Annotated in this window: 21 protein-coding genes; 12 read left to right on the top strand and 9 right to left on the bottom strand. The window is 47.8% G+C overall.

What is annotated here, in order from left to right:
- Positions 1-44: 44 nt before the first annotated feature.
- The 6 genes from AB3G73_RS17030 to AB3G73_RS17005 all read right to left on the bottom strand — a co-directional run bounded on the left by AB3G73_RS17030 (position 45) and on the right by AB3G73_RS17005 (position 15993).
- Positions 45-1295, bottom strand: a complete 1251-nt coding sequence (locus AB3G73_RS17030) for a glycoside hydrolase family 88 protein (protein WP_367745256.1) — start codon at positions 1293-1295, stop codon at positions 45-47.
- 8 nt (positions 1296-1303) lie between these two features.
- Positions 1304-3685, bottom strand: a complete 2382-nt coding sequence (locus AB3G73_RS17025) for a glycoside hydrolase N-terminal domain-containing protein (RefSeq protein ID WP_195648715.1) — start codon at positions 3683-3685, stop codon at positions 1304-1306.
- 5 nt (positions 3686-3690) lie between these two features.
- Complete coding sequence (locus AB3G73_RS17020) at positions 3691-6531, bottom strand: glycoside hydrolase family 3 N-terminal domain-containing protein (protein WP_367745255.1); 2841 nt, start codon at positions 6529-6531, stop codon at positions 3691-3693.
- Between the two features lie 47 nt (positions 6532-6578).
- Positions 6579-8189, bottom strand: a complete 1611-nt coding sequence (locus tag AB3G73_RS17015) for a RagB/SusD family nutrient uptake outer membrane protein (RefSeq protein ID WP_367745254.1) — start codon at positions 8187-8189, stop codon at positions 6579-6581.
- A gap of 12 nt (positions 8190-8201) precedes the next feature.
- Entirely contained in the window at positions 8202-11351 is a 3150-nt protein-coding gene (locus AB3G73_RS17010; RefSeq protein ID WP_367745253.1) for a SusC/RagA family TonB-linked outer membrane protein, read from the bottom strand.
- A gap of 565 nt (positions 11352-11916) precedes the next feature.
- A complete protein-coding gene (locus AB3G73_RS17005; RefSeq protein WP_367745252.1) occupies positions 11917-15993 on the bottom strand; it encodes a two-component regulator propeller domain-containing protein in 4077 nt (1358 codons plus the stop codon).
- Positions 15994-16423: 430 nt separating this feature from the next.
- On the opposite strand from AB3G73_RS17005, the gene AB3G73_RS17000 reads away from it, so the two are divergent.
- From AB3G73_RS17000 to AB3G73_RS16990, 3 genes are read left to right on the top strand one after another with little or no spacing between them, the layout of a single operon-like run.
- The gene (locus tag AB3G73_RS17000) at positions 16424-17647 is read left to right on the top strand and encodes a site-specific integrase (RefSeq protein ID WP_007568640.1); all 1224 of its coding nucleotides are present in this window, start codon (positions 16424-16426) and stop codon (positions 17645-17647) included.
- 31 nt (positions 17648-17678) lie between these two features.
- On the top strand, positions 17679-18968 hold the full coding sequence (locus AB3G73_RS16995) for a site-specific integrase (protein ID WP_118422411.1): 1290 nt from the start codon (positions 17679-17681) through the stop codon (positions 18966-18968).
- Positions 18969-18995: 27 nt separating this feature from the next.
- Positions 18996-19361 (top strand): hypothetical protein, encoded by a 366-nt coding sequence (locus AB3G73_RS16990; RefSeq protein WP_009123631.1) that lies wholly within the window; start codon positions 18996-18998, stop codon positions 19359-19361.
- Positions 19362-19397: 36 nt separating this feature from the next.
- Here the strand turns inward: AB3G73_RS16990 and AB3G73_RS16985 are convergent, their stop codons facing one another.
- Together AB3G73_RS16985 and AB3G73_RS16980 are read right to left on the bottom strand one after the other, a co-directional pair.
- Complete coding sequence (locus tag AB3G73_RS16985) at positions 19398-19709, bottom strand: helix-turn-helix domain-containing protein (RefSeq protein WP_004295430.1); 312 nt, start codon at positions 19707-19709, stop codon at positions 19398-19400.
- Positions 19706-19999: a helix-turn-helix domain-containing protein gene (locus AB3G73_RS16980; RefSeq protein WP_004319131.1), complete on the bottom strand. Its 294-nt coding sequence runs from the start codon at positions 19997-19999 to the stop codon at positions 19706-19708. The genes AB3G73_RS16985 and AB3G73_RS16980 overlap by 4 nt, the downstream gene beginning before the upstream one ends.
- A 542-nt stretch (positions 20000-20541) precedes the next feature.
- Here AB3G73_RS16980 and AB3G73_RS16975 point away from each other — a divergent pair.
- From AB3G73_RS16975 to AB3G73_RS16940, 8 genes are read left to right on the top strand one after another with little or no spacing between them, the layout of a single operon-like run.
- Positions 20542-20793 carry a hypothetical protein gene (locus tag AB3G73_RS16975; protein ID WP_004319132.1) on the top strand — a complete coding sequence of 84 codons (252 nt, stop codon included), beginning with the start codon at positions 20542-20544 and terminating at the stop codon, positions 20791-20793.
- 12 nt (positions 20794-20805) lie between these two features.
- On the top strand, positions 20806-21798 hold the full coding sequence (locus AB3G73_RS16970; protein ID WP_004295433.1) for a hypothetical protein: 993 nt from the start codon (positions 20806-20808) through the stop codon (positions 21796-21798).
- Between the two features lie 45 nt (positions 21799-21843).
- On the top strand, positions 21844-22254 hold the full coding sequence (locus AB3G73_RS16965) for a PcfK-like family protein (protein ID WP_009132163.1): 411 nt from the start codon (positions 21844-21846) through the stop codon (positions 22252-22254).
- Between the two features lie 2 nt (positions 22255-22256).
- On the top strand, positions 22257-23540 hold the full coding sequence (locus AB3G73_RS16960; RefSeq protein ID WP_227226058.1) for a PcfJ domain-containing protein: 1284 nt from the start codon (positions 22257-22259) through the stop codon (positions 23538-23540).
- A gap of 42 nt (positions 23541-23582) precedes the next feature.
- Positions 23583-23900: a hypothetical protein gene (locus AB3G73_RS16955; protein ID WP_032597184.1), complete on the top strand. Its 318-nt coding sequence runs from the start codon at positions 23583-23585 to the stop codon at positions 23898-23900.
- 46 nt (positions 23901-23946) lie between these two features.
- Entirely contained in the window at positions 23947-24213 is a 267-nt protein-coding gene (locus AB3G73_RS16950; RefSeq protein WP_004303780.1) for a hypothetical protein, read from the top strand.
- 4 nt (positions 24214-24217) lie between these two features.
- Positions 24218-24397 carry a hypothetical protein gene (locus AB3G73_RS16945; RefSeq protein ID WP_004295439.1) on the top strand — a complete coding sequence of 60 codons (180 nt, stop codon included), beginning with the start codon at positions 24218-24220 and terminating at the stop codon, positions 24395-24397.
- The gene (locus AB3G73_RS16940) at positions 24381-24584 is read left to right on the top strand and encodes a hypothetical protein (RefSeq protein ID WP_032597185.1); all 204 of its coding nucleotides are present in this window, start codon (positions 24381-24383) and stop codon (positions 24582-24584) included. The genes AB3G73_RS16945 and AB3G73_RS16940 overlap by 17 nt, the downstream gene beginning before the upstream one ends.
- 56 nt (positions 24585-24640) lie before the next feature.
- Here AB3G73_RS16940 and AB3G73_RS16935 read toward each other — a convergent pair whose 3' ends face one another.
- Positions 24641-25027: a hypothetical protein gene (locus AB3G73_RS16935; protein WP_032597186.1), complete on the bottom strand. Its 387-nt coding sequence runs from the start codon at positions 25025-25027 to the stop codon at positions 24641-24643.
- Positions 25028-25385: 358 nt separating this feature from the next.
- Here AB3G73_RS16935 and AB3G73_RS16930 point away from each other — a divergent pair, with 358 nt between their 5' ends.
- Complete coding sequence (locus AB3G73_RS16930; RefSeq protein WP_230590652.1) at positions 25386-26255, top strand: hypothetical protein; 870 nt, start codon at positions 25386-25388, stop codon at positions 26253-26255.
- The last annotated feature ends 9 nt before the right edge of the window (positions 26256-26264 follow it).

The following is a 26264-nucleotide window of genomic DNA, read 5'->3' as shown; positions in this document are numbered from 1 at the left end:
TTAAACAATTAAATATTCCGTTTTCTTACCGACATGATTTAATATTAAAACAGTTTACCCGTTTTTTCTAATTTGTTTTTACGCATCAACGCTTCTATGAAATAATAGTCGGCATAGACAATAGGTACGTCCACTTCCGTATTAGTCGGTTTGGTACCCGTGCTGTGCAATAACAGGAAACCGTTGTCTTTCTTTAGCGTAGCGCGATAATGCTTCGTCAGGTTCTCTATGATCTTATCTGCATTGCTCCTGTAGCGTTCCCCCTTTTCAGGATCATACAGGCTAAGTTCATAAAGTGCCGAAGCGATGACCGTAGCCGCTGAAACATCACGCGGCTCGTCGGGTATACCGGGCGCATCGAAATCCCAGTAAGGAATAAGATCCTCCGGCATATTGGGATGAGTAAAGAGGTACTTCTCTATGTTTTGTGCCTGCTCCAAAAACTCCGGTAACTGGGTTTCGCGATAACACATCGTATATCCGTAGAGCGCCCATGCCTGTCCGCGTGACCAGGCAGATTCATCGGCAAAGCCCTGATGAGTATTCTTTTTTAATACCTGCCCTGTAATTGTATCATAATCTATCACATGATAACTGCTGAAATCAGGCCGGAAATGATGCTTCATCGTAGTTCTTGCATGATCGACCGCTATCCGGTAAAACGTAGAGTCTTTGCTCTCCTTAGTAGCCCAGAACAGCAGTTCAAGGTTCATCATATTATCAATAATCACCGGACATACCCATTTGGCTGTACTATGATCCCACGACCGGATAATCCCTGCCGCCGGTTTGAAGCGCGTAGCGAGCGTGTGTGCTGATTGCAGCAATACCTCTTTATAGTGTTCATCTTGCGTCAGACGGTATCCGTTGCCAAAGCTGCAATAGACTTTAAAACCCATGTCGTGAGTACTTCCGTTCATCTTTTCTTTTTCTAATATATCAGTATGTTGCTGGGCTTTCTTTTTCCAGAAATTGTTTTGGGTATATTCGTAAAGGAACCAAAGTTCTCCCGGAAAGAATCCGCTTGTCCAGTCTTTGGACGGCACCAAGTTCAGTGTCCCGTCCGGTTCCGAATTGCGGGGGTTGGTCAATTCTCCCCAACCGTTCTTTTCCCGTTTTGCGCGGCTTTCGGGTGACTCATTGACGATGGCATAATCTATCTCATCAAAAGCAAACCGGAGTTGTTGCTGTGCAAACTCCATGTTATCTTCAATGAGGTTGGTTGCCGGTTGGGGAGTGCAGCCGACGAAACCTGCTCCCAGTGCCAGAATCGCTATTTGTTTTTTCAGTCTCATATCTTTTATTAATGGTTTAAGTAATAGGTATTTCCTTTTTGGGTGGCAAATCTGATGCGGTTCTTACTTTCCCGGATAGTTTTCACTTTCTTTCCTTTGGCGTCTTTGATTGTAAAATTGGCAATATCCTTGTATTGAATGACGCATTCGCCACCCGCTCTGGATAAGACATCCATTTGAGTCATGAGTCCCTGTTTCCAGAAAACGGAAACTACAAAGTTTCCCCGGGCTACCAAACCTTCATAACTTCCGTCTCTCCATGCAGCCGGCAGGGCGGGGAGAGGGTTGATATACCCTTCATGACTTTGAATCAACATTTCTGCTACTCCGGCAGTCCCTCCCAGGTTTCCGTCAATCTGGAAAGGCGGGTGCATATTCCACAGGTTTTCGAGGATGTATTTCTTCAATAACAGCTGGTATCGTTGGTACGCCATATCCCCGTCTTTTACCCGTGCCCATAAGTTTAAACGATGGGCGACACCCCATCCTGTCGATTTATCTCCCCGGTTGTTTAAAGTTACGGTAGCCGCTTTCAACCATTCGGGAGTCTCCGCATTAATCAGCGTACCCGGATAGAGTGCGCATAAATGTGAAATATGGCGATGGCGCGGATCTCCGATGTCACTATACTTTTTTTCTTCACGATATTCCTTTATCTGCCCCGATTCTCCAATTTGAATGGCATCCAGTTTGCCAATCTGCTCTTTTATTGTCCGGAGGAAAGGCGACTCCTCTTTCAGGATATCCGCTGCTTTCAATACATCATGAAAACTCTCCCAAATCATTCCCTGATCGAATGCACAACCTTTCGTCTGGTAAGTCGTACCGTTATGATATTGTTCAGGCGAAGAAGACGGATCAGCCAGCAAATATCCTTCCTCTGTCGGTTTCAGAGTTTTCGAAAGAAATTTGGCCATACCCAGCATGGCGGGATAAGAGTGTTTCTTCAGTATATCTTCATCCCTGGTGAAATCATAATAATCCCAGAATAATTTGGTGGTGAATCCTCCCGTTCCAGGTCCCGAATGTCCGCCGGGGCTATCTATTGAGAAAGCGTTTGCCCCCGTTCCGATGGTCCATCCGTTTTCTTCGGGGATGGCCGATAAGGCGTCAGGGTTATTCTTTTTGATATAACTTGTCGCTTTCTCGTTGGCCGATTGACGGAAAGCTTCATTGTATTCCACATAAGGAATAAATACTTCCGCCAGATTCGTGTTAAAGGCAGCCCAGTAATTCATTTGTATATTGATGTTATGCCAGTAGCCTCCGGACCAGGGCGCATATTCATACTGGCTCCATGCTCCCTGAAGGTGGGGTGGTAACGAACCCTTTCTCGACGAAGCGATTAATAAATAACGTCCGTACTGGAACAATAATTCATCCATATATAAACTTTCTTTTCCTCTCTGATAGTCGTGCAACAGGCTGTCAGTCGGTATACCGGGAGTCTCATCACAAAGACGCAAGTCCACCCGGCTGAAGAGAGACTGATAATCGGCTATATGCTCTTTGCACAATGCCTCATATCCTTTGTCGGCCGCTTTCTGTATGCATTGGCTGACAGCACGGTGCGGATGCTCGTTTCCGGTAAACTTGTTTTCCGGAGATGCCGTGAATACCGAACTTTTCAGTTGATAAGCAGTTTGTGCATTAATCAGTAACACTACGCTGTCAGCCTGTTGTATGCGGATGGTTCCGTTGTTTCCCGATTCGTCGTTCATCGCTTTTAGCTGTCCCCCACTGGGAATTACTTTAATCTGCGCTTCATACGGCAGCCGGAAAAACTGTATATCTCCGGTCAGGGTAATCAAGTCATTCTGTGCTGATACCTTGCCTGTACGTCCGGTTCCTTCGTCGTTATATTCGTGCAGGTAAGGAAGCACGGGACGAAGAGTGAACGAAATCTTTCCGGGTTGGTCCGCTTTGAGCTTTACGACGATTACATTGCTTGGGTAGTTGGCGAAATATTCCCTTGTATAGTTCACACCCTCGTATTGGTAGTTTACCGTAGAGATGGCATCGTTGAGGCGCAGTGAACGTTTGTAGTTCAATGGCTGGTCATGGTGAATACCCTCTATATATATTTCCGCAAAGTTGCCGATGCCCCCTTTCTTGTACGGTCCTTTGACGCCGAATGTTTTTTCTGTCAACTGAATACGCTCCGTATCCGTGCGTCCGAATATGCAAGCCCCCATATATCCGTTCCCTATGGGTAAAGACCATCTCTCCCAATATTTGTCATAAGGGAATCCGCGACTCTTTACAATGTTTTCAGCTCCTTCATTAGGTGCAGGCTGACTGTACCACAACGAATATTCTTTCTGTTGTGCTGATGCCGACGGCAGAATAAACAGACACATAATAAGTAAGAGGAATAGTCTGGTTTTCATATATCTTATTTTTTAATTTGAGGTAATTTGATTTCTGTAATGCCCACTCTGTCACTGCCTAACACGATACGCAGGTCGCTGGCAGTAGTTCCTTTAAAAGGAAAGTTCAACAGCTTATGATACTCTTTCACTGTGCCGGAGTACACCGTCAGGAACTGTCCGCCACCACTGGAAAGCTGTATTTCAAAATCGGTTTCCAGTCCGTTGTCCCGATGAAAGGCAATGGAAATGCCATCCACTTTCGCTTCGTTCTGTAAGGCAAAGGTGATGTAATCCCCTTTGTTTCCCTCCCAGAAAGTGGTAGGGTTGTTATCCACCACGTTATTCACCATTTCCTGATTCGTACTTGCACTTATCGGAGCTTCGTTTTCCTTGTTTTGCGGAGTAGAGTCGTTTATGCAGTCAACCACCGTTAACGTGCCGTTCAGACGAATATCCGTAGAAGAAGCCCCTACCATCAGTGTGAAATCACCGGGCTCTACTACCCAATGCATATCCGCGTTCAGCAATTCCAATGCCTTCCGGTCAATGGGAAAAGAAACTTCCTTTGTTTCGCCCGGCTTCAGATGGATTCGTTCAAATCCGGCCAGGTTCTTCTCGTACGTAGTGACGCTGCTCAACACATCGCGCACATAGAGCTGTACTACTTCATCTCCTGCCCGTTTGCCTGTATTCGTCACTTTGCAGGTGACATACGTCTTTTGATTAGGAGTGATAACTGCCGGAGTTATTTTCAGATCGGAATATTCGAAAGAGGTATAACTCAAGCCATATCCGAAAGCATACAATGCACCGTTGGCACGTGACATATTGCCATCCATTCCCGGATTCTTCCCCCCATCAATTTGAGAAGACGGTTTGCACGGGAAATTGAAAGGAATTTGTCCCACTGTTTTCGGGAAAGTGACAGTTAGTTTACCGCCCGGATTATAATCTCCGAAAAGCACGTCGGCTACCGCTTTTCCACCTTTCGCTCCCGGATACCACGCTTCGAGAATGGCGGGAACAAACTTGTCAGCCCAGTTTATGGACAAAGGTCTTCCGTTGATAAGCACCAGTACGACAGGTTTGCCCGTAGCCACTACTGCTTTCAACAGGTCAAGTTGCCTCCCCGGCAGATCGAGACTACTGCGGGATTTGTTCTCTCCGCACGTACGCTGTCCGCCTCCCAATACAACTACCGCTACATCCGCCTCTTTTGCCTGACTGACAGCTTTGTCTATTTCCTTTTGCTCTTCTTCCGTCAGCGGAAAATCAATCAATTCCGATTCCGGCCAGTTCGCATCTACCAGTTCGCATCCTTTGCTATAAAGCACTTCCGCTTTCCCGTCCGTCTTCTCTTGAATACCTTTCAGTACGGAAGTCACCTCTACCGCCAACGGCCCATAATGTCCCAATGCATAAGAACATTCATCCGCATTCGGTCCGCAAACCGCTATCTTCTTGATACCTGAAATATCCAGCGGTAACACGTCTTGATCGTTTTTCAGCAGTACGATCGATTCCCGGGAAGCCTGCAGGGCGACTTCCTCGTTTTCTGCTTTCTCCACTTCTTCATCCGCCCCTTTCAAATCTGTCTGATACGGATGATCGAACAGTCCGACTAAAAACTTGACACGCAGAATATCCCGTACCCGGTCATTGATGACCTCCTCACTCAATCCTCCCTCTTTCACTAATTCCCTCAACGGCAATACATAAGAATCGGGAGAGCGGAACGTGCAACGGACATTTAATCCGGCTTCTACGCTTTGCCTTACCGCCTCTTTCATATCCTTGGCAGTATTATGTTTGGTATAAAGATACTCCACAGCATCACTGTCGGAAACAACATACCCACGAAATCCCATCTCTCCGCGCAGGCGGGTAGTCAGCCAGTAATAGCTGCTTTGGATAGGAAACCCGTCATAATCATTGTAAGAACTCATCACTCCCAGCAATCCCGCTTCACGGATCACCCGCTTGAAAGGATAAACATGAACCATCTCAACCTCGCGCGGAGACATCTGCGGATCGACGCGGGACATGCCTTCACGCCCGCCTTTGTTGTTACTGTAAGCGATGAAATGCTTTCCCGTGGCAGCCACCTGATAATCCTGCTGCATCCCCCGCACCATTTCAATGCCCAGTTCAGCTACCAGATAAGGAGACTCCCCGTACACTTCTTCATAACGTCCCCACCGCTGGTCGCGCCCTACATCGAGTATGGGCGCGTAAACATTGGTATACCCCAGCATACGGGCTTCCCGTCCGGTGATGACACCGACCTGGCGGATGAGTTCCCGATTCCAGGTATGTCCTAATCCGAGTTGAGTAGGAAAGTTCGTTGCTTTGTAACTTTCTACCCCACGAATCCCTTCGTTGGTGAAATCGGTAGGAATACCCAACCGGGTTTCTTCTATAAAGAACCGCTGCACCTCATTCAACGCCCACGCATGACGGGAAGCAGGCCAGACATATTCATTGTCCGATGGAGGAAGTCCCCATTGTTGAAATCCGTTCAGGTGCTCGTCAATGGCTCCGATACCATCTTTCCACAACTGGTTCTTCCATTCGGGAGTGGGCAGATCATCCTTTAATACCCTCTTATATCCATACAGAGTGACCATCTGACAGGTCTTTTCTTCCAGCATCATCTGCTTGAGCAAATCCTCGATGCGTGCATCGACAGGTGCTGAAGGATCTTCATAGATGTCCTTCACCCCGTTCTTGTTAAAGTCTATCCATCCCTTTTTATACATCTCGGTACGGACAGGTTTATATATGGCAGGTGTTTTAACTGTTTTCTGTGCAGCAAGAAATCCGCAACTTCCTGACAAAAGGACTGTAATTAATAGCTGTTTCATGGTTTTTCTGTTGGGGGTATAATGTTTCTCAAAACGGGGAGATAAGACTATTCTGCTGCGTTACTCCAATAAGAGTTTTGTTTCAGAAGTAAGTTCACTCCCAATTCTTTCATCGGAATAGGCAGGAACTGATGCCTTTCTTCCGTATTGGCTGCATATTCTTTAGCTGCTTTATAATACCCGCTGGTAGTCCACCGTTTGTCGTTCGTGGCTTCAGTTAGTTTGTTATGAGCGGCATCATAATAGATTCCCCAGCGGATAAGGTCGTACTTGCGCAGACTCTCGAAACAGAGTTCGCGGGCTCTTTCATCGCGCACTTCCTGTTGGAATTCCGCGTATGACAGGTTCTCCACTTTATCGATTCCGGCACGTTCGCGTACCTCATTGATTGCATCGTAGGCCAGGTCAGTAGGAGCTTTACCGGCTTCGTTCTCGGCTTCGGCCAGCATGAGCAGCACATCGGCATAACGCAGCACCGGATAGTTGATCTGGTCGTTGTTCTTCTCTTTAGGGGAAGTAGTGGTCCATTCCCTGCGGTATTTGCCGCAACGGCGTGTCACGATTTCCGTATCTTTCCAGTATACCGCGGCATCGCTGGCGTCGAGCTTGTAAGTAGCCATTGATAAGTCGCGACGTAAGTCACCGGGGTTTTTCTCGAACAAATCCCATAAGATCAGTGAACCGCAATAGAACCCGTAGGCATATCCCTTACCGGTGGAAGAGGTGTTTTCCTGCCAGTTTCCGATAGTGTTTCCTATGCGTGAGTAGGTAAACTTGCCGTCTACGCGGGTACCGATGAATTCCACTTCCCACATACTTTCATTGTATTCCGTATCATACTTGTCGGAAGCGATGTTTTTCCAGATCGCATAGATGTCTCCCTGATACAGTTTGTGCTTATGCGAGTCATACACAGCCTTGGCATACTTGGCCGCTTTTTCATAAAACTCCTTGCCGCCATTGGAGGGCGATCCGGCACGCCATAAGCAGACGCGTGCCAATATGCCTTGAACAGTCGTCTTTTTGACGTGTGATGGAGACAGGTCGTATTTGGAGTCATCCACCAGGTCGATGCAGTCTTCCATTTCCTTGATAATCCAGTCAATGGCTTCTGCATGCGGAGTTGCCGCAAGGGAGCTGTTATTGATGTCGGTCACGGTTTCCGTGCGGATGGGTACTTCATACCAGCCCTGTACAAGCAGAAAGTGGTAGTAGGCACGCAGGAATTTGGCTTCTCCCTTAATGCGGTTCTTCACGGCTGCATCCGGAATGTTGGCTGCATCGATATTGTCCAATAATACGTTGGCGTTGTTGATACCGGAATAGAGCTGCGTCCACGTCTGGTAAATATCATTATTACTTGAATTGTGTGAGTTGGTATAAACCTGACCGCTTTGGTTCAGGCGGGCATAGTAACTCAAGTCGTCGGTATTGGATAGGATATTCGAGTACCTCTCACCGTATACATGGTCGGTAGCCAGTGTCCAATAAACTCCGGCCAGTGCCATCATACAGTCACTTTCATTTTTGTAGAAGATTTCGGGAGAGACGAAATCATGCGGGTTTTTATCCAGGAAGTCTGAACAGGATGACAGTAATAAGGACATACATCCTAATGCCAGTACAGCGGTCTTTAAATTGCGATATATCTTTTTCATGTTGAATACTCTTTAAAATGTTATGTTTACGCCAAATGATGCATTGAATGAACGCGGGCAGGAAGACCAGTCGAATCCGGGAGTCAATACGCTGTTGCGGACGGAAACTTCCGGGTCTGAACCGGAATATCCCGAGAGGGTGGCTATATTTTCAGCGGAGAAGTACACTCTGGCTGCCTGAATACCCAGTTTGTAGAGTGCTTTTCTTCCTAAGTTGTATCCTAAAGAGATGGTCTTTAACTTTAGGAAAGAGCCGTCTTCCACGTACAGAGAACTGTAATGTTTGGCGTCCAGAGCTTGCGCTCTCGGCATGTCACTGGTAGGATTGGCTGCGCTCCAGCGGTTGTTGTAAGAGGCGAACATATTCGTATTGGTCCGGTTGCTCGGATTTTCGAAAACCATTCTGTTTGCATTCAGAATATCGTTTCCATAGCTCCATTGCAGGAAGATATTCAAGTCCCAGTTCTTATAGACAAAGTTGTTGGTGAATCCTCCCGTGTGTTTCGGTTGTCCGTTGCCGATAATGGTACGGTCGTCGTCGGTGATTTTGTTGGTTCCGTCGTTGGACAGTTTTTTGTATCTGGGGTCACCCGGTTGCACACTGTCGGAGATTCTGGGGATTCCGTCTTTCAGTTTGTATGATATGGAGCCGTCCGAATTAGTGGTCTGGTTAAAATCGTCGTACTTGTAAGTACCCTCGTAAATGTAACCATACAGTTTTCCGGCAGATTCACCTACGCGGCTGATATAAGCAGGCATATTGTTGTAGGCATTATCCCATCTGACGTAGCTAAGCATTTCTTTCTGTCCGGAGTTGAGGGCGATAATTTCATTATTGTTGAATGCAATGTTGAAGTTAGAGCTCCATGTGAAGTCTTTCGTTGTGATATTGGTACTTTCCAGGGTGATTTCAAAACCTTTGTTACGCAGCTTACCGATATTCAGTGTTGCTGTGGCATAACCCGAACTTGCCGGAACTTCCGCGTTCAATAACAGGTCTTTGGTCGTTTTGATATAGTAGTCCAGTGTCAGGTTGATGCGGCCTTTGAGGAAGCCCAGATCGATACCGAGGTCGAACTGTTCGGTCGTCTCCCATTTCAGGCTGGGGTTGGCCATGGAACTCAGTACATAACCGGTAGTGAAAGAGCTGTCCCACGGATATTTATAGTAGTCGCTGTGTGTAATCAGCTGCGCCATGTAATCATAATTTCCGATGCGATTGTTACCCGTCAGACCCCAGCTTGCGCGTAATTTACCGTTTGATAGCCAGGGAAGATTCCCGCTTACAAAACTCTCACGTGAAAAAGTCCATGCCAGCGAACCGGATGGGAAGTATCCCCAGCGATTGTCCTTGGCAAACTTGGAAGAGCCGTCGGCACGTATGGTAAAGTTTGCGTAATATTTTGATTTATAATTGTAATTGAAACGGGTAAAGTAAGACATCATAGCGTTGTCGCCCAGCGATGCAGTGGTCGTCGGAGTAGCTTCACTCTTACCGATACCTGCCATGCCGAAAGATTCGTTCGTGATGTAATCCTGCGTGATACTGGTCGTATAATCGGAGTATTTCTGGAAAGTCAGACCGGCCAGTGCGTTGAAACTGTGTTTGTTCTTGTTGAACTGATAAGTCAACGTATTCTCATTCAGGTAATTTCTGGTTTCCTGTTGAGTCAGCTTGGCATTGATACCCTTGCTTTGTGTATTCTTAGGATGCGAGTTACCTGTACGGGTCTGACTGCCGTTGAACTCTTCTCTTTTGATGTCCCGTCCCGTATATCCGGCGGTAGTTTTGAATTTCAGGTTCTTGATAATTTCCCATTCCACTCCTAAGTTGGCTTGCAGGTGATTAGTCGTGTTGCGACGGTATTCATTCCGTGCGGAAAGTACCGGATTGAAACGATAGTCATCGCTCATCGACACATCTTCATCATACATGGCCGCCAACAGGTCGGAACCCGACGGAGAAACCGGACGGTATCCCCAAACACTGTATAATAAGGAATGAGACATCGACGAAGCCTGTGCCGACGGACTGACTCCGTTCTGCACGTTACTGGCGAAATTCGCATTCGCATTTACCTTTATCTTCTTATTGATTTGCTGGCTGAAATTGAAACGTCCCTGATAACGGCTCAAATCCGTATTGATAACAATACCCTGCTGGTTGCTGTAAGAGAGCGAAGCCGAATATTTCATTTTGTCGCTACCGCCGTTCAATCCCACATAGTGATTGTGGCTGACGGCTGTACGGTAGATTTCATCCTGCCAGTCATAATCTCTAAAAGTTTTGTAATCTTCCAGAGTGACGCCATTCTTCAGATAATAATTGGAGAAGTCGTCTGCCGACATGATTTCCTGTTGTAACAAAGCGAAATCATAACCGCTCATCATATCCATCGTTTTGTTGACTTTGCTTATGCTGACGCTCCCGTTATAAGTCACTTTCGCCTTGCTGGCCTGTCCCTGTTTGGTGGTGATGATGACGACACCATTGGCACCGCGCGAACCGTAAATAGCTGTGGCGGACGCATCTTTCAAGATGTCGATAGATGCGATGTCATTCGGATTGAGGGCGCTCATGCTGGAACTTTCCTGCGGGAATCCATCTATTACATAGAGAGGAGCCGTGCTTTGCGTCAGCGAACCCGCTCCGCGGATGACGATATTGAAGTTATCCCCCAAAGCTCCGTCGGTAGAAGTCACCTGTACACCGGCAATACGGCCACCCAGACTCTCCGCGATATTGTTTACCGGGGTTTTCGTCATATCACTTATATTGGCCTTGCCGATAGAACCGGTCAGGTCCCGTCTTCTGACGTCACCGTAACCCACAGCCACTACAGTTACCTCTTCCAATGTCTGGGCATCTTCTTCCATTACAATATCGAATCTTTTCTTATTGCCCACTTTCACTTCCTGGGCTTTATAACCTACAAAAGAGAATTTCAGAACGTCGCCGGATTTTACATTTCCTAATTTAAATTCGCCGTCCATGTTTGTAGTCACTCCATTTGTTGTTCCTTTTACCACCACACTGACTCCTGCGAGTTCTCCGGAGGCATCGACAACTTTACCTGTAATTTGGCTTCCCGTCTGTGCTTGAATAGCAGATGTACACCAGAACGAAATAACCAATAGCATGAAAGCTACTTTCTGTTTCATAAATATTAGTTTAATAAATTGTTAAATAAAAGATTTCTGTTCTATTTCTGATAACTACTTCGATCGCAGAGACAAAACTCCGACGATGTTTTTCTGACTCAAAAATAGGACGTTCCGACGAGAGTCGATTACACAGGCTATTCTAATGCTTGTAAAAACGGACACTCCCTGAAAAATACGTCATTTTACAAACGTATGGTGGAATATTACAAACTAACGTGCGGAAATGCAATCCATCCGTTCCGCCGATGAGGCAATATTTCCAGTCTCCCTCTTGCTTTTTACTGTTTAATTTTGTATCTTTAGAGTTTCTCATCCTTCTAAAGACAGGTAGTCATATTATAAAGTGACTAATGTCATCTTATAAGGTGATATTTATCATTCTATAAGGTGACTATTGTCACCTTACAACGGGACGACTACCCGACTGCATAAAAGTTCACTAATTCCTGCACTGAAAATCCTTAATCTCTGCACTGAAAAACCTTAGATACAACGATGAAATAATAATCTGTTACGGTGCAACAATCAAACATTTAATTGTATTGAAGGATAACAGTAGGTGTTATTTCCCCTCCGCTTTGTTCTTGAACTCGGTTGGTGAAACGCCGTACAATGCCTTGAAGCAATTGGAGAAATAGGCCAGACTGTTATAACCCACCGCACAATATACTTCTGTAATTGTCATATCTGTCTCTTTCAGCATCTTGGCAGCAGTTTCCAACCGGAAGTTACGGATAAACTCATTCGGCGAATATCCGGTGATCTGTTTTATTTTCCGGTAGAGGTTCGATTTACTTAAACCGAGTTCTCTGCAGAAAGCATCCAGGTTCAGATCGGAATTGGCAATGTTCTGCTGCAAAGTGGCATATAGATTCTGCATAAATTTCTCGTCCACAGATGTCATATCCACTCCCAGGGATTCGAGAGAGAAGTTTTTGCTGTACAGGTCTTTCAGCCTTTCCCGGCTTTGAATGATGTTGTCCACTCTGACTTTCAATATCGAAGCGTCGAAAGGTTTGGTGATGTACTCGTCCGCTCCGGCGGCGTATCCCTCCTTAATATCGTTCGTACCCGTCTTGGCAGTGACCATGATGATAGGGATATGGCTGGTATTCATGTCTTTCTTCAGTTGCCGGATCAGTTCGATACCGTTCATTTTGGGCATCATCAGGTCGGTGATAATCAGGTTTGGCAACAGGTTGATGGCCTTGGCGAGCGCTTCTTCACCATTGGTCACTCCTATTACGTTGTATTTATCCGCCAGACAGGAACAGATATAGTTGTTCAGGTCGCGATTGTCTTCTACTATCAGAATCGTGGCCTGCTTCTTGCCCGAATGCTCGGCTTCGAAAGCAGTGTCCGGAAGTTCCACATTAAATAATACGGTTTCATTGGCGGATGATTCTACCATCGTTTCCGGGTCGAAACCGTTTTTGTCGATAGGCAGGACAAATTGGAAGACTGCGCCGGAGTCGGGAGCGTTGTCTGCCCATATCACTCCGTGGTGCATTTCTATAATGGCTTTGCTTAGGCTTAGTCCGATGCCCGTTCCCGATTTGGAATGTTCGTTTTGTGCTACCTGATAGAAAGGACGGAAGATTTTCTCCAGTTCGTCGGGATCAATGCCGACACCGTTGTCCTGAATGGATACGGTGAGGTATTTTATTTCCGGGTCCTTATACTTGTTCAGTCTGGCAGGCACGAAGATAGCAAGTTCGGAGAGTGATTTCACATTCAGTTCCACTCGTATGGAACCTCCGTCCGGTACGTTCTTGAAAGCATTGGAGAGAAAGTTGAAATAAACTTTTTCCAGCAGGTTCCAGTCGAACCACACCGGTTGCTCGTCTACGGCATGTTTGAACCTTAAATGGATGTTCCGGTACAGTGCCAGATCCTGAAAAGAGCTTACCGCTTCGTGTGTGAACTTGACGATGTCATGTTCGGAAACTTGTAGTTTCATGGTTCCGCTTTCATTCTTTTGCAGATCCATCAGGTTGTTGACGATACGGAGCAGGCGCTGCGCGTTGCGCAGCATTAGCTGGGATTTGTAGTGGACATCATCCACCAGATCCGTTCGCTTTACGAATTCCTCCAATGGAGCCATGATTAAGGTCAACGGCGTACGCAGTTCGTGTGAGAAGTTGGTGAAGAGGCGGTTTCGTTCCTGATAAAACTCTTCGTGCACTTCCGCTTCCATTTGTTTGAGCCTGATGTTGTTTTGCAGGCGTTTCTTCTCCGTAAAATAGCGGATAATGAAAGCGATCAGGGCAATGGCGACGACACTGTATATCAAGTAAGCCCACCAGGTCTTCCACAGGGGAGGCAAGACAACGATTTCCAGTGTGGCTCCCTGTTCATTCCAGATTCCGTCGTTGTTGGAGCCTTTCACGATGAAGTGGTAAGTTCCGGCCGGAATATTGGTGTAGTAGGCAGTACGTCGGTTGCCGACCTTGTTCCAGTCAGAGTCGAATCCCTCCAGTTTGTAGGAATATTCGTTCTTGCTGTTGAAGATATAGTTCAGCGCACAGTATTCAATGGTTATATTGGTCTGATTATGATTGAGTACGATCTTCTTTTGGGTGGAGATGTTCTCCTGCAGTACATTCTCTTCGTCGTTGGGGCATACCAGTTTGTTGTTGATATATAGTTTGTCCAATATAATGGGAGGGACGTTGGGGTTGGTGACGATATCATTGGGGTTGAACAGGGTAAAACCGTTGTTGCCGGCAAAGAAAATCCGGTTGTCGGACAGGCGGAATCCTGCACAGGGAGAAAACTCCTGTATCTGTATTCCGCTTTCTTTGTTGTAATTGGTGATGCTCCGGGTACGGAGGTCCAATCTCGAAATGCCGTTTAGCGTGCTGATCCATAAACTGTTGTCGGCTCCCTCCACCACTTTGCAAACCTGATTGCTTTGCAAGCCGCTTTTCTCATTGTAGGTGATGAATTGCTCGGTCGTGATGTTGAATTCACTTAGTCCGCCATCCATACTGCTGATCCATATCCTGCCGGAACGGTCCTTTAGAATACTGCTGATATGTTTGGCGGTTAGTCCGTTGGTGTGGTTGTAGGAAAGCAGGGAGTGATTGATCTTGTCATAAAAGAATAAACCTTTCTCTTTGGTGCCGATTAGAAACACATCGTTACTGATTTCGCATACACAGATGACACTGGCAAAACGGAAAGTGCCCTCGCCTTTTACGGCAAATTCGGTCTGCACATGGAGCGATGGGGTATCTGAAATAAACATCAGTCCCTCTTTCGGACTTGTAGAACCTACAACCAGTTCTCCGGAAATGCTTTTACTGATGTGGTAAATCGGATTCCGGTCATTATTCTGAAAGATCAGTGAGAAATGGTGATTGTGCAGGTTGAATTCATAGATTTCCCCGATGCTCGTTCCGCATAAAATCCGGTTCTTGTCGTAATAGACGGTTTTAATGACGCTTTGCATCGACTCACCGGGATTGTGCGGGAGTATGTATTGCTGGAAAGTCTGCTGTTCGAGGTCGAAAGTAATCAATCCTCCTCCTTCGGCTCCGATGTATAAAGTCCCTTCGTGTTCGATGGCAGGACCTAAGATACCCAGAGTTTTGTTTAGGGACGAGCTGGGACTGTAAAAGTCGAAGAGATGTCCGTAAGGGTTATAGTAGCTGATACCTCCTGCATACGTTCCGATCCAGATGGTTTGCATCCGGTCGAACAGAATGCTGTAGATGGAATGATGACTCAATGTGCCCTGTGTGCCGTAGCGATAGGTTTGTATCCGGTTGGTCACCGGATTGAGGATGTTCAGACCGTCGAAAGTGCCTATCCATATTTCACCCGAGGGAGACTCGTTGATGCAACGGACGTTATTGTTGGATAGTCCGTTCCGGGTATTGTAACACACCACTTCCGCCGGATCGTGTTTGATGACATAGACGCCGTGTGTGTCGTTTCCCAGCCATATATTTCCTTTTCTGTCGATGTGCACTTTTCTGATCCGGTTTGACGGGATAGGCAGTGATTCGGAATTCTGTTGAAAGGAACGGACTACTGCCTGCTGCTGTAAATCGTAGATAAGCAGCCCTCTGTTGTAGGAGGCGATGTAGAGTTTGTGGTCTCTTTCAATAATGTCATTTACCCAGTTCCCTTTCAGCTCTTTGGTGGAGATGTTTTTCAGGGAATCTCCCTGGGGAGTGTAGGCAAACAGTCCTTCAGAGGCGGCTCCTACCCATAAGGTACCCTGCTGGTCAAGACAAAGTGAGGTAATCTTGTTCTTGTCCTTGTTTTCCTGCTGGTTGATATGATACCGTTTAAACTCGTTCTTGTTCTTGTCGAGCCTGTTCAGACCGTTTTCTGTGCCTATCCACAGGTTGCCTTCTGCATCTTCCGCCATGCAATTAATGATATTGCTACTGATACTGTGCGGATCGTCGGCATGGTTCCAGTAAACCTCGAAGGAATTTCCGTTGAATTTATTGAGCCCGTTGCGTGTACCAAACCATATATATCCTAATTTGTCCTGATAGATACAGGTGACGTTCAGTTGGGATAATCCATCTTTGACAGACAAATGAGAGAAATGATAAGGCTGATTGGCAAAAAGAAACTGTACGGAAATAGCAAACAGCAATGTACAAAAAAGTCTTTTCATAAGTGGATGATTTTAAGGAAAGAGTGTTTTTACTTGCAACAAAAATAGCAAGAACTCGCAAAAAAACGGCAAAATTTGGATAAATAAAGTAAGTGTTTGGTATTGAGGAGAGTTAAGCCAAATTCTTCTATACCTTTCCAAATCGCTAAAATGCAGGATAATGAAAGGTTAAGAGAAAGATTTGCTACTTATCCGTTGCCTTTTTTAGCCCCGGATAATCCGGCAAAATAACGCTTAACCACCTGCGGTTTTACCGTTCACCATGCAAAGAACCCTATATTTTGCCCGTAAAGATAACCGTTTTTTCCGTTTTTCATGGAAATACAGGTTATGTTACCGGCATCCGGGGTTTTATTCTTTGTTCCGCTATAATTTTCATAACTGTAAATAACTCTATATCAAGTAATTTTGCAACATAAAAAATAGAGTTATGAAACAGACGGATGTAACGGTTACGTTCTACCTCAAAAAGAGCGAAATGAATGACGAGGGACATTGCCCGGTCATGGCGAAACTTGTTGTCGGCAAATTTTCAGAAGCGGCTTTTAGCGCGAAAATGTCCGTACCCGCTGCACTGTGGGCATCCGGACGTGCCACGGGTAAAAGTAACGCCGCGCGGGAAATCAACCGGCAACTGGACGATTTGCGAGCTTCAGCCATTTCCATTTATGCCGAACTGTCAGCCACCCGTGAGAATGTAACGGCTGAAGAAATAAGGAATCTGTTGTTGGGGACAGCTTTCGGGCAGGAAACCCTGTTGGGTTATTTCCGGACGTTCATCGAACATTTCGAAAAACGTGTCGGCGTGAACCGGGAAAAGGGAACAGCGCAATCTTACCGCTATGCTTGTAACTGTGTGGCCGCTTTCATCCAGGAGAAATACAAGTTGTCGGATGTTCCTTTCACGGCCCTGAACCGTTCATTCATCGACAACTATGACCTCTACCTACGCACGGAGCGCCGCTTTGCCCTGGGAACTATCGTGTTGCTTGTCACACGGTTGAACACGATTGTCGGGGAAGCCATCGCGGAAGGGATTATCACTGCCGACCCGTTCGCGGGTTATGAAGCCGAACATCCCGAGCGGGAACAGAAATACCTTACCGCCGTGGAGTTACAACGGCTGATGACCACACCCCTGCACGACCCGAAACTCTACCATATCCGCGACCTGTTCCTCTTCTCCTGCTACACGGGTATCCCTTACGGGGACATGTGCCGCCTGACGACGGAGGATCTGGAAGTGGCCGAGGACGGTGAGGTATGGATCAAGACCGCCCGCAAGAAGACGAAAATCGACTATGAAGTGCCGTTGCTCGACATACCGTTGCTCATCCTCGACAAGTACCGGGATATGGCCCCGGAAGGAAAACTGCTGCCGATGTACAGCAACAACGAACTCAACCGGACGCTGAAACGTATTGCCGCCATTTGCGGAATTGAACGGAAGCTCGTCTTTCACTGCGGACGCCATACCTACGCCACCGAGATCACGCTTTCGCATGGTGTCCCGCTTGAAACCGTCAGTAAAATGCTGGGGCATAGCCGCATTTCCACGACGCAGATTTACGCCAAAGTGACCGATGACAAGATCGACATGGATACCCGGTCTTTAGAGGAAAAGATTGCCGGTCGCTTCTCCGTAGCTATTTAATCTATCATTGACAATCAAATTCACAACGATTATGGAACCGAATAATAAAGAGATAAAACGTCGCAGCACGTTCTCCCTGCTGTTCTACATCAACCGCACGAAAGTCCGCAAGGACGGAACATGTAAATTGTTATGCAAGGTAAGCATCGACGCCAAGTCGGCCCCGATCAATATCAACGCGTTTGTCGATCCATCGCTCTGGAATCCGGAAACCAAAAGGGCGAACGGACGAAGCGAGAACGCCCGAACGGTAAACCTGGCAATAGAGAAACTGACCGAAAAAATCACCGGACATTACCGTCATATTCGTAAAAGCCTCGGTTTCGTGACGGCCGAGCTGGTCAAAAACGCCGTGGAAGGAATCGGGCAGAAACCGTTCACCCTCCTTGCCTTGTTCCGCGAGCATAACGAGGAGTTCCGCAAGCGTGTCGGCGTGGATCGCAAGGAAGAAACCTATGAAAGTTACGAGAACTCCTATAATATTTTAGCCTCCTTCGTGAAAAAAAGGAAGGAAAAGGAGGATGTAGCGTTGCGGAGCCTTGACCGGGAGTTCTACGATGATTTTGAAATATTCCTGCGTACAGATCGTGAAATGAAACCCAAGACAGTACACGAGCATCTTTACCGGTTGAAGAAAATGACCAAGCGGGCTGTCAGTCAGGGTACACTCCGGCGCGACCCTTACGGGAAGCTGCACCCGGAACTGCCCCGGCGCAAGAGCCGCCATTTGAAACTCGAAGACCTCAAAAAGCTGATGGAAACTCCCGTCGATAAACCCAACCTCCAGCGGGTGCGGGACTGGTTTCTCTTCGCTACCTTCACGGGGTTGTCCTACGCCGACCTGAAACGCTTGTCCGAAAAAGACATCACGCAGTCGGACGACGGAACGTACTGGATACACATCCGGCGCCAGAAGACCGAAACGCCCTCGGCCATCCGCCTGCTGAACGTGCCGTTGCAGATCATCGAGAAATACCGCCACGAGCGTAAAAGCGACAGGATTTTCAATCTCTATTGCCGGGGGTATCTCATCAAGCTCACCAGAGAACTGGGACGGACATACGGCTTCGACATGACCTTTCACAAGGCGAGGCACAATTTCGGGACACATATCACGCTCTCGTTGGGTGTGCCTATCGAAACTGTCAGCCGCATGATGGGACACAAGAGCATTTCCACCACGCAGATTTACGCCAAAGTGACCGACCGCAAGGTGGACGAGGACATGAAACGGCTGAAAGAACAGACCAAAGGCCGGAAAATAAATCTCTACGAGGAGGACGAACCGGAAACGGCAGATATTATAACGGTAAACGGTTGAACAGTATAACAAAATTGATAAATTTGTATGACTATGACGACAAGAGAACCTATCAGCATTGAAAACGGGCGGGTGGAAATCCACACGCCGGAGAACCGTGTATGGCTCACGCGCCACCAGATTGCCGACCTGTTCGGAGTCTTCGTTCCTGCCGTGGGGAGCAACATCCGCTCCATACTCAAAAGCGGCATACTCTGTGAGGAGAGGGTTTACCGCCGGGAGCGCAACCGTGACGGCGGTATTGTCGAGCTGTATTCGCTCGAAATGATCGCCGCGCTGGCTTTCCGCTTAAAATCCGGGAATGCCGAAGCCTTCCGACGGTGGCTTGTCCGAAGGGCCACGACGACTGCTGTCGTCTGGCAGCTCCCCGGTATGAACACGATATTGAACTGAAAAAGAAGAACAGCCAAAACGTTGGCCGTTCTTCTTTTATACCCATTCCTGTCCCCCGATACATTTCTTCCGGGAATCTTCCAGGAATTTCTGTATCTCGGATTCCATGTATAGTACCTTGCCCTGAATCAAATAATAGGGAATGATCCGCGCCGTACGGTATTCCTGCAATGTACGCCTGCTGATTTTCAGCAGCCGGGACAATTCCTCGTCGGTGACGAACCGCTCTCCCTTGAGTGTCCGGCCTCCGGAGGATTCCAGTTTATCCAGTGCCTTGCCGGCCTTTTCCAAACGCCGGAAGAGATCCGCCACACGCGGATCGTGCTTGTCGATGAAATAATGGCTCATAACGCGGCGGTATTAGGATAGTGCGACGATTGCAGCAGTTTCCCGACATCTTCCGGTTTGTAGAAGATTTTGTGACGGATGCGGCTGAAAGGCAGCAACCCTTTCTCCCGGTAGGTTTGCAGGGTACGTTTCGATATACCCAGCACGTCACAGACATCCTGGTTGTCCAGCCATTTTTTCAAACTCACGTCCTCCTGCCTGCGGCATAACGCCTCGGCTTTTCTTTCAATGGCTTCCACGTGCCCTGCCAGCGCGTCGAAAGCCTTCACGTCCATACTTATTATTTCCATGTTCTGTTTCATTTTTTGTTTCCCGGATGCCCAAAAGTACACAAATGGACAGTATCTTGTTATCAGCCAGTGGCATATGGACGTATCCGTCTTCAAAGTGGCAGCGAGTGGCGCCACGTCCGGCGGAAACGATCCTCCGCCGATACGGGATCGGCACGCTCCGATACGCCAATCGCCCGTGAAAGGAAATGTTCGCGGGCGATTTATCATTCCATGCAGGGTGAGCCGTGAACCGACTTTCTCGAGCGTTCACGGCATATCGTTTTCTCCCCGTTTCTCTCCCATAACCTTTTCCTCTCTTTTTTTCATGCCGCGGAGCGCGGTATGGAAATCTGTTGTCAGTAGCAAAGGTAGTTACGGGGCTCACGCTGCTGCAAGATCGGGCCGCGGGGCGGTTTGCCGCAAAATCTTCCTCTTTCCCTGCGGGCGAGCGTATTTTCCGACAAAATCTTGCAGCAGCTATCCCCGACACCTTTTGATGCTACCGAAACAGATTCCATCCATACCGGCTCCGCTACGGCATAAAAAAAAAGTCAAAGGTTATGAGAAACGAAGAGAAAAATAAATGGAAACAGAAATCCTCCAACCTTCCACTTGGCATAAAGGCAAAGGTCGGGTTGGCGGTAAAGGTCGGGGCGGTGGCTTTGGGCTTCCACGTGTGGGGTATCGACTTTATTTGGGTCGTTTTGGGCTTCACGTTCTGTTATGACATCCTGCGGGGCATTTTCTCCTGCCTTGTTTCTCTCGTGGCTCTAATCGGCTTTTTCTATTTCCTATTCACTCACATCTTCTAAATTTTTACAGGTATGACAAAGTACATTTCATTATTCGGAGCGACTACCACGGACACGCAGGTGCAGGTAGTCAAGGAAAACCAGGTTATCATCGGTATCGGTGCGGGTGCGAGCAGAAAGCGTTACGTCGTTTACAAGGTGGAACACACCGCCCGTGGCTACGTGTACCACATGGTCGATACCGAAACAAAGGAAATCAGCCAAACGGACATTCTGCGACCCCTCTCGCAAACATTCGGTATCGGCAGGTACTACGACGACGTGAACCCCGAGTTCATGGACGCTTTCGAGGTGGCTTTGCTCGTGAGGCAGGCGGAAGAGCAAGCCACGGCGCAGGCCATCGCCGCCGCCAAAGAGAAAGCCGAGCATGACCGCATAGCGGAAATAGGGGCGCAGAGGTTACGCCGCATCATGCCCGAAGGGGTGCAGGGCGTAATCATCGCCGAACTCAACGAAACGGAATACACTGACCCCTCTTACGAGTGTTCGACCACCCGAAGCGTGCGTACCGTCATTCTCGGCTTTTCGGCCACCTCCCGCAACGGCTTCGGGGAGTTGAGAAAGGCGGCGGCCAATTTCCCGCAAACGGCGCACCTCTCCGAATACGACCCCAAGAACGAACACCGCTATCCCGTTTTCACGCTCGGCAAAAGTCCGAAATACGGGTGGAGTGTCTGCAAACTGACCCACTACACCCGTGAAGGGTACATCGACAGGCTGGCATATATCGCAGGAAACGAGGAGAATATATGTCTGCCCGAGCCGAAAGACGAAAAACGGGCGGAACGCACTGAAACGAGCGTGCAAGGCGGGTTTATCATCGTGGACTATTCCGAGAAGGCGATAGCCGTATTCGGGGACACCAAGCCCGTCAAGGACGCCCTTCACGCACTCGGGGGACGCTTCAACGCACGGCTGACGCATGACGGGCAGAAGAAAGCGGGATGGATTTTCCAAAAGACCAAAGAGGACGAGGTGCGACGGCTTCTCGGAAAGGACGAATAAATGTTGAACACGGGGCGGCTCGCCGCCCCACAATACCAAAAAATCATGGCACAAGGAACAGATTATTTCAAACTGACGATACAGAACTATCTCGACGCACGAGCACGGGAGGACGAACTTTTCGCACCCCGATACGCCAACCCGAAAAAGAACATTGACGATTGCTGCACTTTCATCATCAACCAAGTACGGCAGAGCGGTTGCAACGGGTTTGCCGACGAGGAAATATACTCTATGGCACTCCACTATTACGACGAGGAGGACATCGACATCGGCAAACCCGTCAGTTGCAAGGTAGTGGTCAATCACACCGTTGAACTGACCGAGGAGGAAAAAGCCGAGGCACGGCGGAACGCCATACGGAAGGCCGAGAGCGAAGCCTACGCCAAGTTGGCGAAAGCCAAGTCCAAACCCAAGAAAATCGAAGATAACAAACTAATGCCCAGTCTATTTTAGTTATGAAACCGAGAACAAAATTCCAACAGAACGTCGTGGCGGCAAGCAAACACCTGCCGCCGCTCACCCCCGCACAAATCGAATGGGGGTACAAGAACTGCATCGAGCATATCGGACGCCGCACGCCGAAAGGACTTATCACCTGCACCGAGTGCGGCCACACGTGGCAGAGCGAAAACGGAGAACTCACGGACAATCTGTTAGGGTGCGAGTGTCCGCATTGCCACACCACGCTGAAAGTGGAAACCACCCTGCGCCGCAAGTTCAACGATTACGAGTATTTGTGCATCGTAACCCGCTGCAAGGGTTTTCAAGTCCTGCGCTTCGTCTATATCGAGTGTTGGGCGAAAGTGGGACAGACGCCCGTTTACACCCATATCGAAGCCGTACAGCGGTGGATTGCCCCCGACGGACGCTCCGCAACCTTCGCACGGCTGCGCCCGATGGGCTTCTTCGTTCACGGGTGGAGTTGGTCGAGCGCATTGGAACTGCGGGCGGAGAACGACGGGAAATACAACATCACGCCCACACGCATCTATCCCCGGCAACGGCTTATCCCCGAACTGCGCCGAAGCGGTTACGGCAAACAACTCCCCGATGTAACCCCTTTCGACCTTATCCACCTGCTGCTCTCGGAGAACAAGGCCGAAACGCTGCTTAAAGCGGGACAAACGGCACTCGTGCGATTTTTCGCCCGTACCTCCCGCAATATCGCCGACTATTGGCCGGCCATCCGTATCGCCATCCGTAACGGGTACGCTATCGGGAAACCGACGGAATGGTGCGACTACATCGACCTGCTGCGATTTTTCGGGAAAGACCTGCATAACGCCCATTTCGTGTGTCCCGCAGACCTGCCCGCAGCGCATGACCTCTACATGGCAAAAAAACGGCGGCACATGCAAATGGAACGGCGGCAGGAGGAACGGCGCAAGGCGTTGGAACAGGAAGCCTCGTTTGTCGAAGCCAAAGGGCGGTTTTTCGGAGTGGAGTTTTCCGACGGGGAAATCTGCATCAAGGTATTGGACAGCGTTGAAGCCATACGGCAGGAGGGCGAGGCCATGCACCATTGCGTGTTTACCAACGAATACTATCTGAAAGCCGACTCGCTCATACTCTCGGCCACAATCGACGGCAAACGTATCGAAACGATAGAGGTGTCCCTAAAACGCATGGAGGTCGTGCAGAGCCGTGGCGTGTGTAACAAGAATACCCCATACCACGGGCAAATACTGAAACTGATGAAGGGGAACATGTCCCTTATACGGAAACGAATGACAGCATAAAAATCGGGGCGGCGAAAGCCGCCCTACAAAAAAAATATAACAATGAAAATCATCTATAAAAGCTACATGGCACGCCCGCTCAAACCCTTCGGGGAGTGGGATTGGGAAGTTCGGGAAGCAGTCAAGACGGCCCTTGCGCTCGTCGAGGGGAAAAACGGGTTCAGAACCCATTCCGAGATATGGCGAAGGTGCAACCTCGTCATTACCGTGGGACACAACATCTACACCACGAGTATCGAGATACGACCACCCGAGCAGGACGTGATACGCCGCAGGAGCAACTGGCATAACGGCTACGCCTACTACTGCAACGGGGTGTTCTGGGCGAACATGAGCAGGGTTAGAGTGGAACTTGTCTGATTAAAAAATTTCGGGGCGGCAAAAGCCGCCCGTAAAAAGCGAGAATATGAAAACGAATGAAGTAAACAAGGAAATCTCCTATGAAACGCTGCTCGTAACCTTCGGCGAGGGTATCGGGCGGCTCGACACCATGTTTGACGACCCGCAGGTGTGGGGCGTTGCCACGCTGAAGCAGTGGATCGACGGGTATGAAACTACGCGCTTCACCGAAATCGACGACCGAACGGCGGTTATCACATCCGAATACAACATGGACAGCGTGAAAGAATGGCTGCAAAAGAACACACCGATTATCAACCTGGAAAAACGATAAAATCATGCGCAAGTACAAATTATTCATCGGCTACCGGCTGCTGGGAGAGTTTTCCGGTATATGGGAAGCCAAAAATTTCGCCGCTGAAAGCGGCATGAGCGGAATTTTCTCGCTCGTGGGAGAAAATTACCGGGACAGTTGGTACGAACCAAAAAAACAGGACAAGAATGGAAACAAAGATTAAAGACATCACGGGAGCGGAAATAACCGTTACCGACTTAAAAGAGGCGGTACGCCAATGCCGGGAGTGCCTCGCAAGTCCCTACCTGATGCCCTCGGGGCATACCGTGGGGGAAAACCATGCCTACATGTTGCGGCAACTGCTCGCCCTGCAAAGGCGGAAACGGGAACAAGGCGGGCAACGACCGTGAAAATACGACGCGAAAAAAATCGGACGATAACAACCGTCCGATTTTTTTGTTTCCCGTCAATCGACCGCCGTATGGTCGCCCAACTTCCCGTGCAGTTCACGCCCGATATGTCCGGCAATGCCACGGGGAGAAATTTCAGAGATTGAACCCCACCCGCCATGCGTGTATATGCACGTCTTGAGCGGTTCGGTACGGGAAAGGTAGAACAGATAGCCGTTGCGGAGCAGGATGCCCACGAACACCGAGCCGACCTCGATGTCGGCGATCTCGTCAAAACGTATCTTCCCGTCATTGTATAATACTGCCATACCATCCGCATCGGGAATGACGAACAGATCGTCTTCCATGACAATCCCGTGCAACTCGATTAGCGACCCCAGGCATTCACTCGCCGATACCCGGTCGTAATCACCCTTTACCTCATTTGTCGATTTCGTTTCCATATCGCTTTTCTTTAGGTTCAGACAAATACCATACGAAAAAGGCGTGAGAATACGTTAAATACCGGCATTGAGGTACAGCCAAGCACCCATCCACTCGATAGATAATTTCTCCCCACGCCGCTTATCGCATACGCTTGACGCATATAGACACGACGATGAAGAAGAGAACTACCCATTATTTTGCGAGCGGATTAAAATTTGGCTGTTTTCAATGCCCCACCATAATGTGTTCCTTCCGTATGTAAATCGCCCGGCGGCACGCCGCCGGAGGATTCGATTGCAAATATAACGATTCTGATTCAAAAAAGTGATATATAAATAGGCTTTTCAAAGGGTATGAGTTATATTTGCATAAACAATGAATCAAATAATAATGGAAGACGATACTTTATCCTTAAAAGAGTTATTATCAATAGATTTAACAAAGGTGCCAGAGCAAGAATCTCTGCAAATTTTGGATAATAATTTTCCTTGTTGTTATATAATAAGAATTGGGGATAGCTTGGAAATAACGCTTGAAGAACATATTTATACTAAATACTGGTTTCACAAATATCATGCTTCTGTATTTGCAGAAGCAATGATAAAAGCAGTTAAACGATTAGCAACAGAGGGGTTTCCCTATTTCAGCGAAGAGTTAGATAATGATGATGATGTACATTTATTTGTAAGATGGGCATTAGCAGAATCTATTCATATACCTAATCAAACACTCATAGATAATATTGAATTGTCATTTAATAAAGTGTACGAAAGGGCTAATAATATGCTGGAAAACTCCGATAGTATTCTCATTTTGGGCAAAGATACAGGAGAAAGTATGGAGCTATTAAAGAGGATACAGACGTATTTAGATAATAAAGGTTTTTATACTTATATTATTAAAGAACAACCAGATCTTTTAGGAGAGAGTGTAATGCAAAAAGTTTTGCGATATGCCCTTTCTTCAAGATTGGTAATAATTGAGAATACAGAACCGAGTGGGCATTTATACGAATTTCCACATATTGTCAAGATGGCAGAAATGCCTACTGTCGTATTACAGCAAAAAGATAAAGGAGCAACGTGGATGTTTGAAGATTTATATCAAAGAATGACTAATATAAAAAAGATAGAATATACAAATGATAATATGGAGGAACAAGTAGATGCCGGAATAAAATGGGCGTTTGACTATTTAACACAATTTGGTATTTATCAAAAAAACACTATTCCCTGGTTGAAATAAATATAAAGA

Source organism: Bacteroides sp. L008 (genome assembly GCF_040812255.1).
In the GTDB taxonomy this organism is placed as follows: Bacteria; Bacteroidota; Bacteroidia; order Bacteroidales; family Bacteroidaceae; genus Bacteroides; species Bacteroides vicugnae.
The sequence above is the reverse complement of the archived record's forward strand: the minus strand, read 5'-3'. Positions and strand labels throughout refer to the sequence as shown.

What these genes read in the sequence shown, in the direction of transcription:
- AB3G73_RS17030 (WP_367745256.1), bottom strand. Translation starts at nt 1,295, where the DNA reads ATGAGACTGAAAAAACAAATAGCGATTCTGGCACTGGGAGCAGGTTTC.
- AB3G73_RS17025 (WP_195648715.1), bottom strand. Translation starts at nt 3,685, where the DNA reads ATGAAAACCAGACTATTCCTCTTACTTATTATGTGTCTGTTTATTCTG.
- AB3G73_RS17020 (WP_367745255.1), bottom strand. Translation starts at nt 6,531, where the DNA reads ATGAAACAGCTATTAATTACAGTCCTTTTGTCAGGAAGTTGCGGATTT.
- AB3G73_RS17015 (WP_367745254.1), bottom strand. Translation starts at nt 8,189, where the DNA reads ATGAAAAAGATATATCGCAATTTAAAGACCGCTGTACTGGCATTAGGA.
- AB3G73_RS17010 (WP_367745253.1), bottom strand. Translation starts at nt 11,351, where the DNA reads ATGAAACAGAAAGTAGCTTTCATGCTATTGGTTATTTCGTTCTGGTGT.
- AB3G73_RS17005 (WP_367745252.1), bottom strand. Translation starts at nt 15,993, where the DNA reads ATGAAAAGACTTTTTTGTACATTGCTGTTTGCTATTTCCGTACAGTTT.
- AB3G73_RS17000 (WP_007568640.1), top strand. Translation starts at nt 16,424, where the DNA reads ATGAAACAGACGGATGTAACGGTTACGTTCTACCTCAAAAAGAGCGAA.
- AB3G73_RS16995 (WP_118422411.1), top strand. Translation starts at nt 17,679, where the DNA reads ATGGAACCGAATAATAAAGAGATAAAACGTCGCAGCACGTTCTCCCTG.
- AB3G73_RS16990 (WP_009123631.1), top strand. Translation starts at nt 18,996, where the DNA reads ATGACTATGACGACAAGAGAACCTATCAGCATTGAAAACGGGCGGGTG.
- AB3G73_RS16985 (WP_004295430.1), bottom strand. Translation starts at nt 19,709, where the DNA reads ATGAGCCATTATTTCATCGACAAGCACGATCCGCGTGTGGCGGATCTC.
- AB3G73_RS16980 (WP_004319131.1), bottom strand. Translation starts at nt 19,999, where the DNA reads ATGGAAATAATAAGTATGGACGTGAAGGCTTTCGACGCGCTGGCAGGG.
- AB3G73_RS16975 (WP_004319132.1), top strand. Translation starts at nt 20,542, where the DNA reads ATGAGAAACGAAGAGAAAAATAAATGGAAACAGAAATCCTCCAACCTT.
- AB3G73_RS16970 (WP_004295433.1), top strand. Translation starts at nt 20,806, where the DNA reads ATGACAAAGTACATTTCATTATTCGGAGCGACTACCACGGACACGCAG.
- AB3G73_RS16965 (WP_009132163.1), top strand. Translation starts at nt 21,844, where the DNA reads ATGGCACAAGGAACAGATTATTTCAAACTGACGATACAGAACTATCTC.
- AB3G73_RS16960 (WP_227226058.1), top strand. Translation starts at nt 22,257, where the DNA reads ATGAAACCGAGAACAAAATTCCAACAGAACGTCGTGGCGGCAAGCAAA.
- AB3G73_RS16955 (WP_032597184.1), top strand. Translation starts at nt 23,583, where the DNA reads ATGAAAATCATCTATAAAAGCTACATGGCACGCCCGCTCAAACCCTTC.
- AB3G73_RS16950 (WP_004303780.1), top strand. Translation starts at nt 23,947, where the DNA reads ATGAAAACGAATGAAGTAAACAAGGAAATCTCCTATGAAACGCTGCTC.
- AB3G73_RS16945 (WP_004295439.1), top strand. Translation starts at nt 24,218, where the DNA reads ATGCGCAAGTACAAATTATTCATCGGCTACCGGCTGCTGGGAGAGTTT.
- AB3G73_RS16940 (WP_032597185.1), top strand. Translation starts at nt 24,381, where the DNA reads ATGGAAACAAAGATTAAAGACATCACGGGAGCGGAAATAACCGTTACC.
- AB3G73_RS16935 (WP_032597186.1), bottom strand. Translation starts at nt 25,027, where the DNA reads ATGGAAACGAAATCGACAAATGAGGTAAAGGGTGATTACGACCGGGTA.
- AB3G73_RS16930 (WP_230590652.1), top strand. Translation starts at nt 25,386, where the DNA reads ATGAATCAAATAATAATGGAAGACGATACTTTATCCTTAAAAGAGTTA.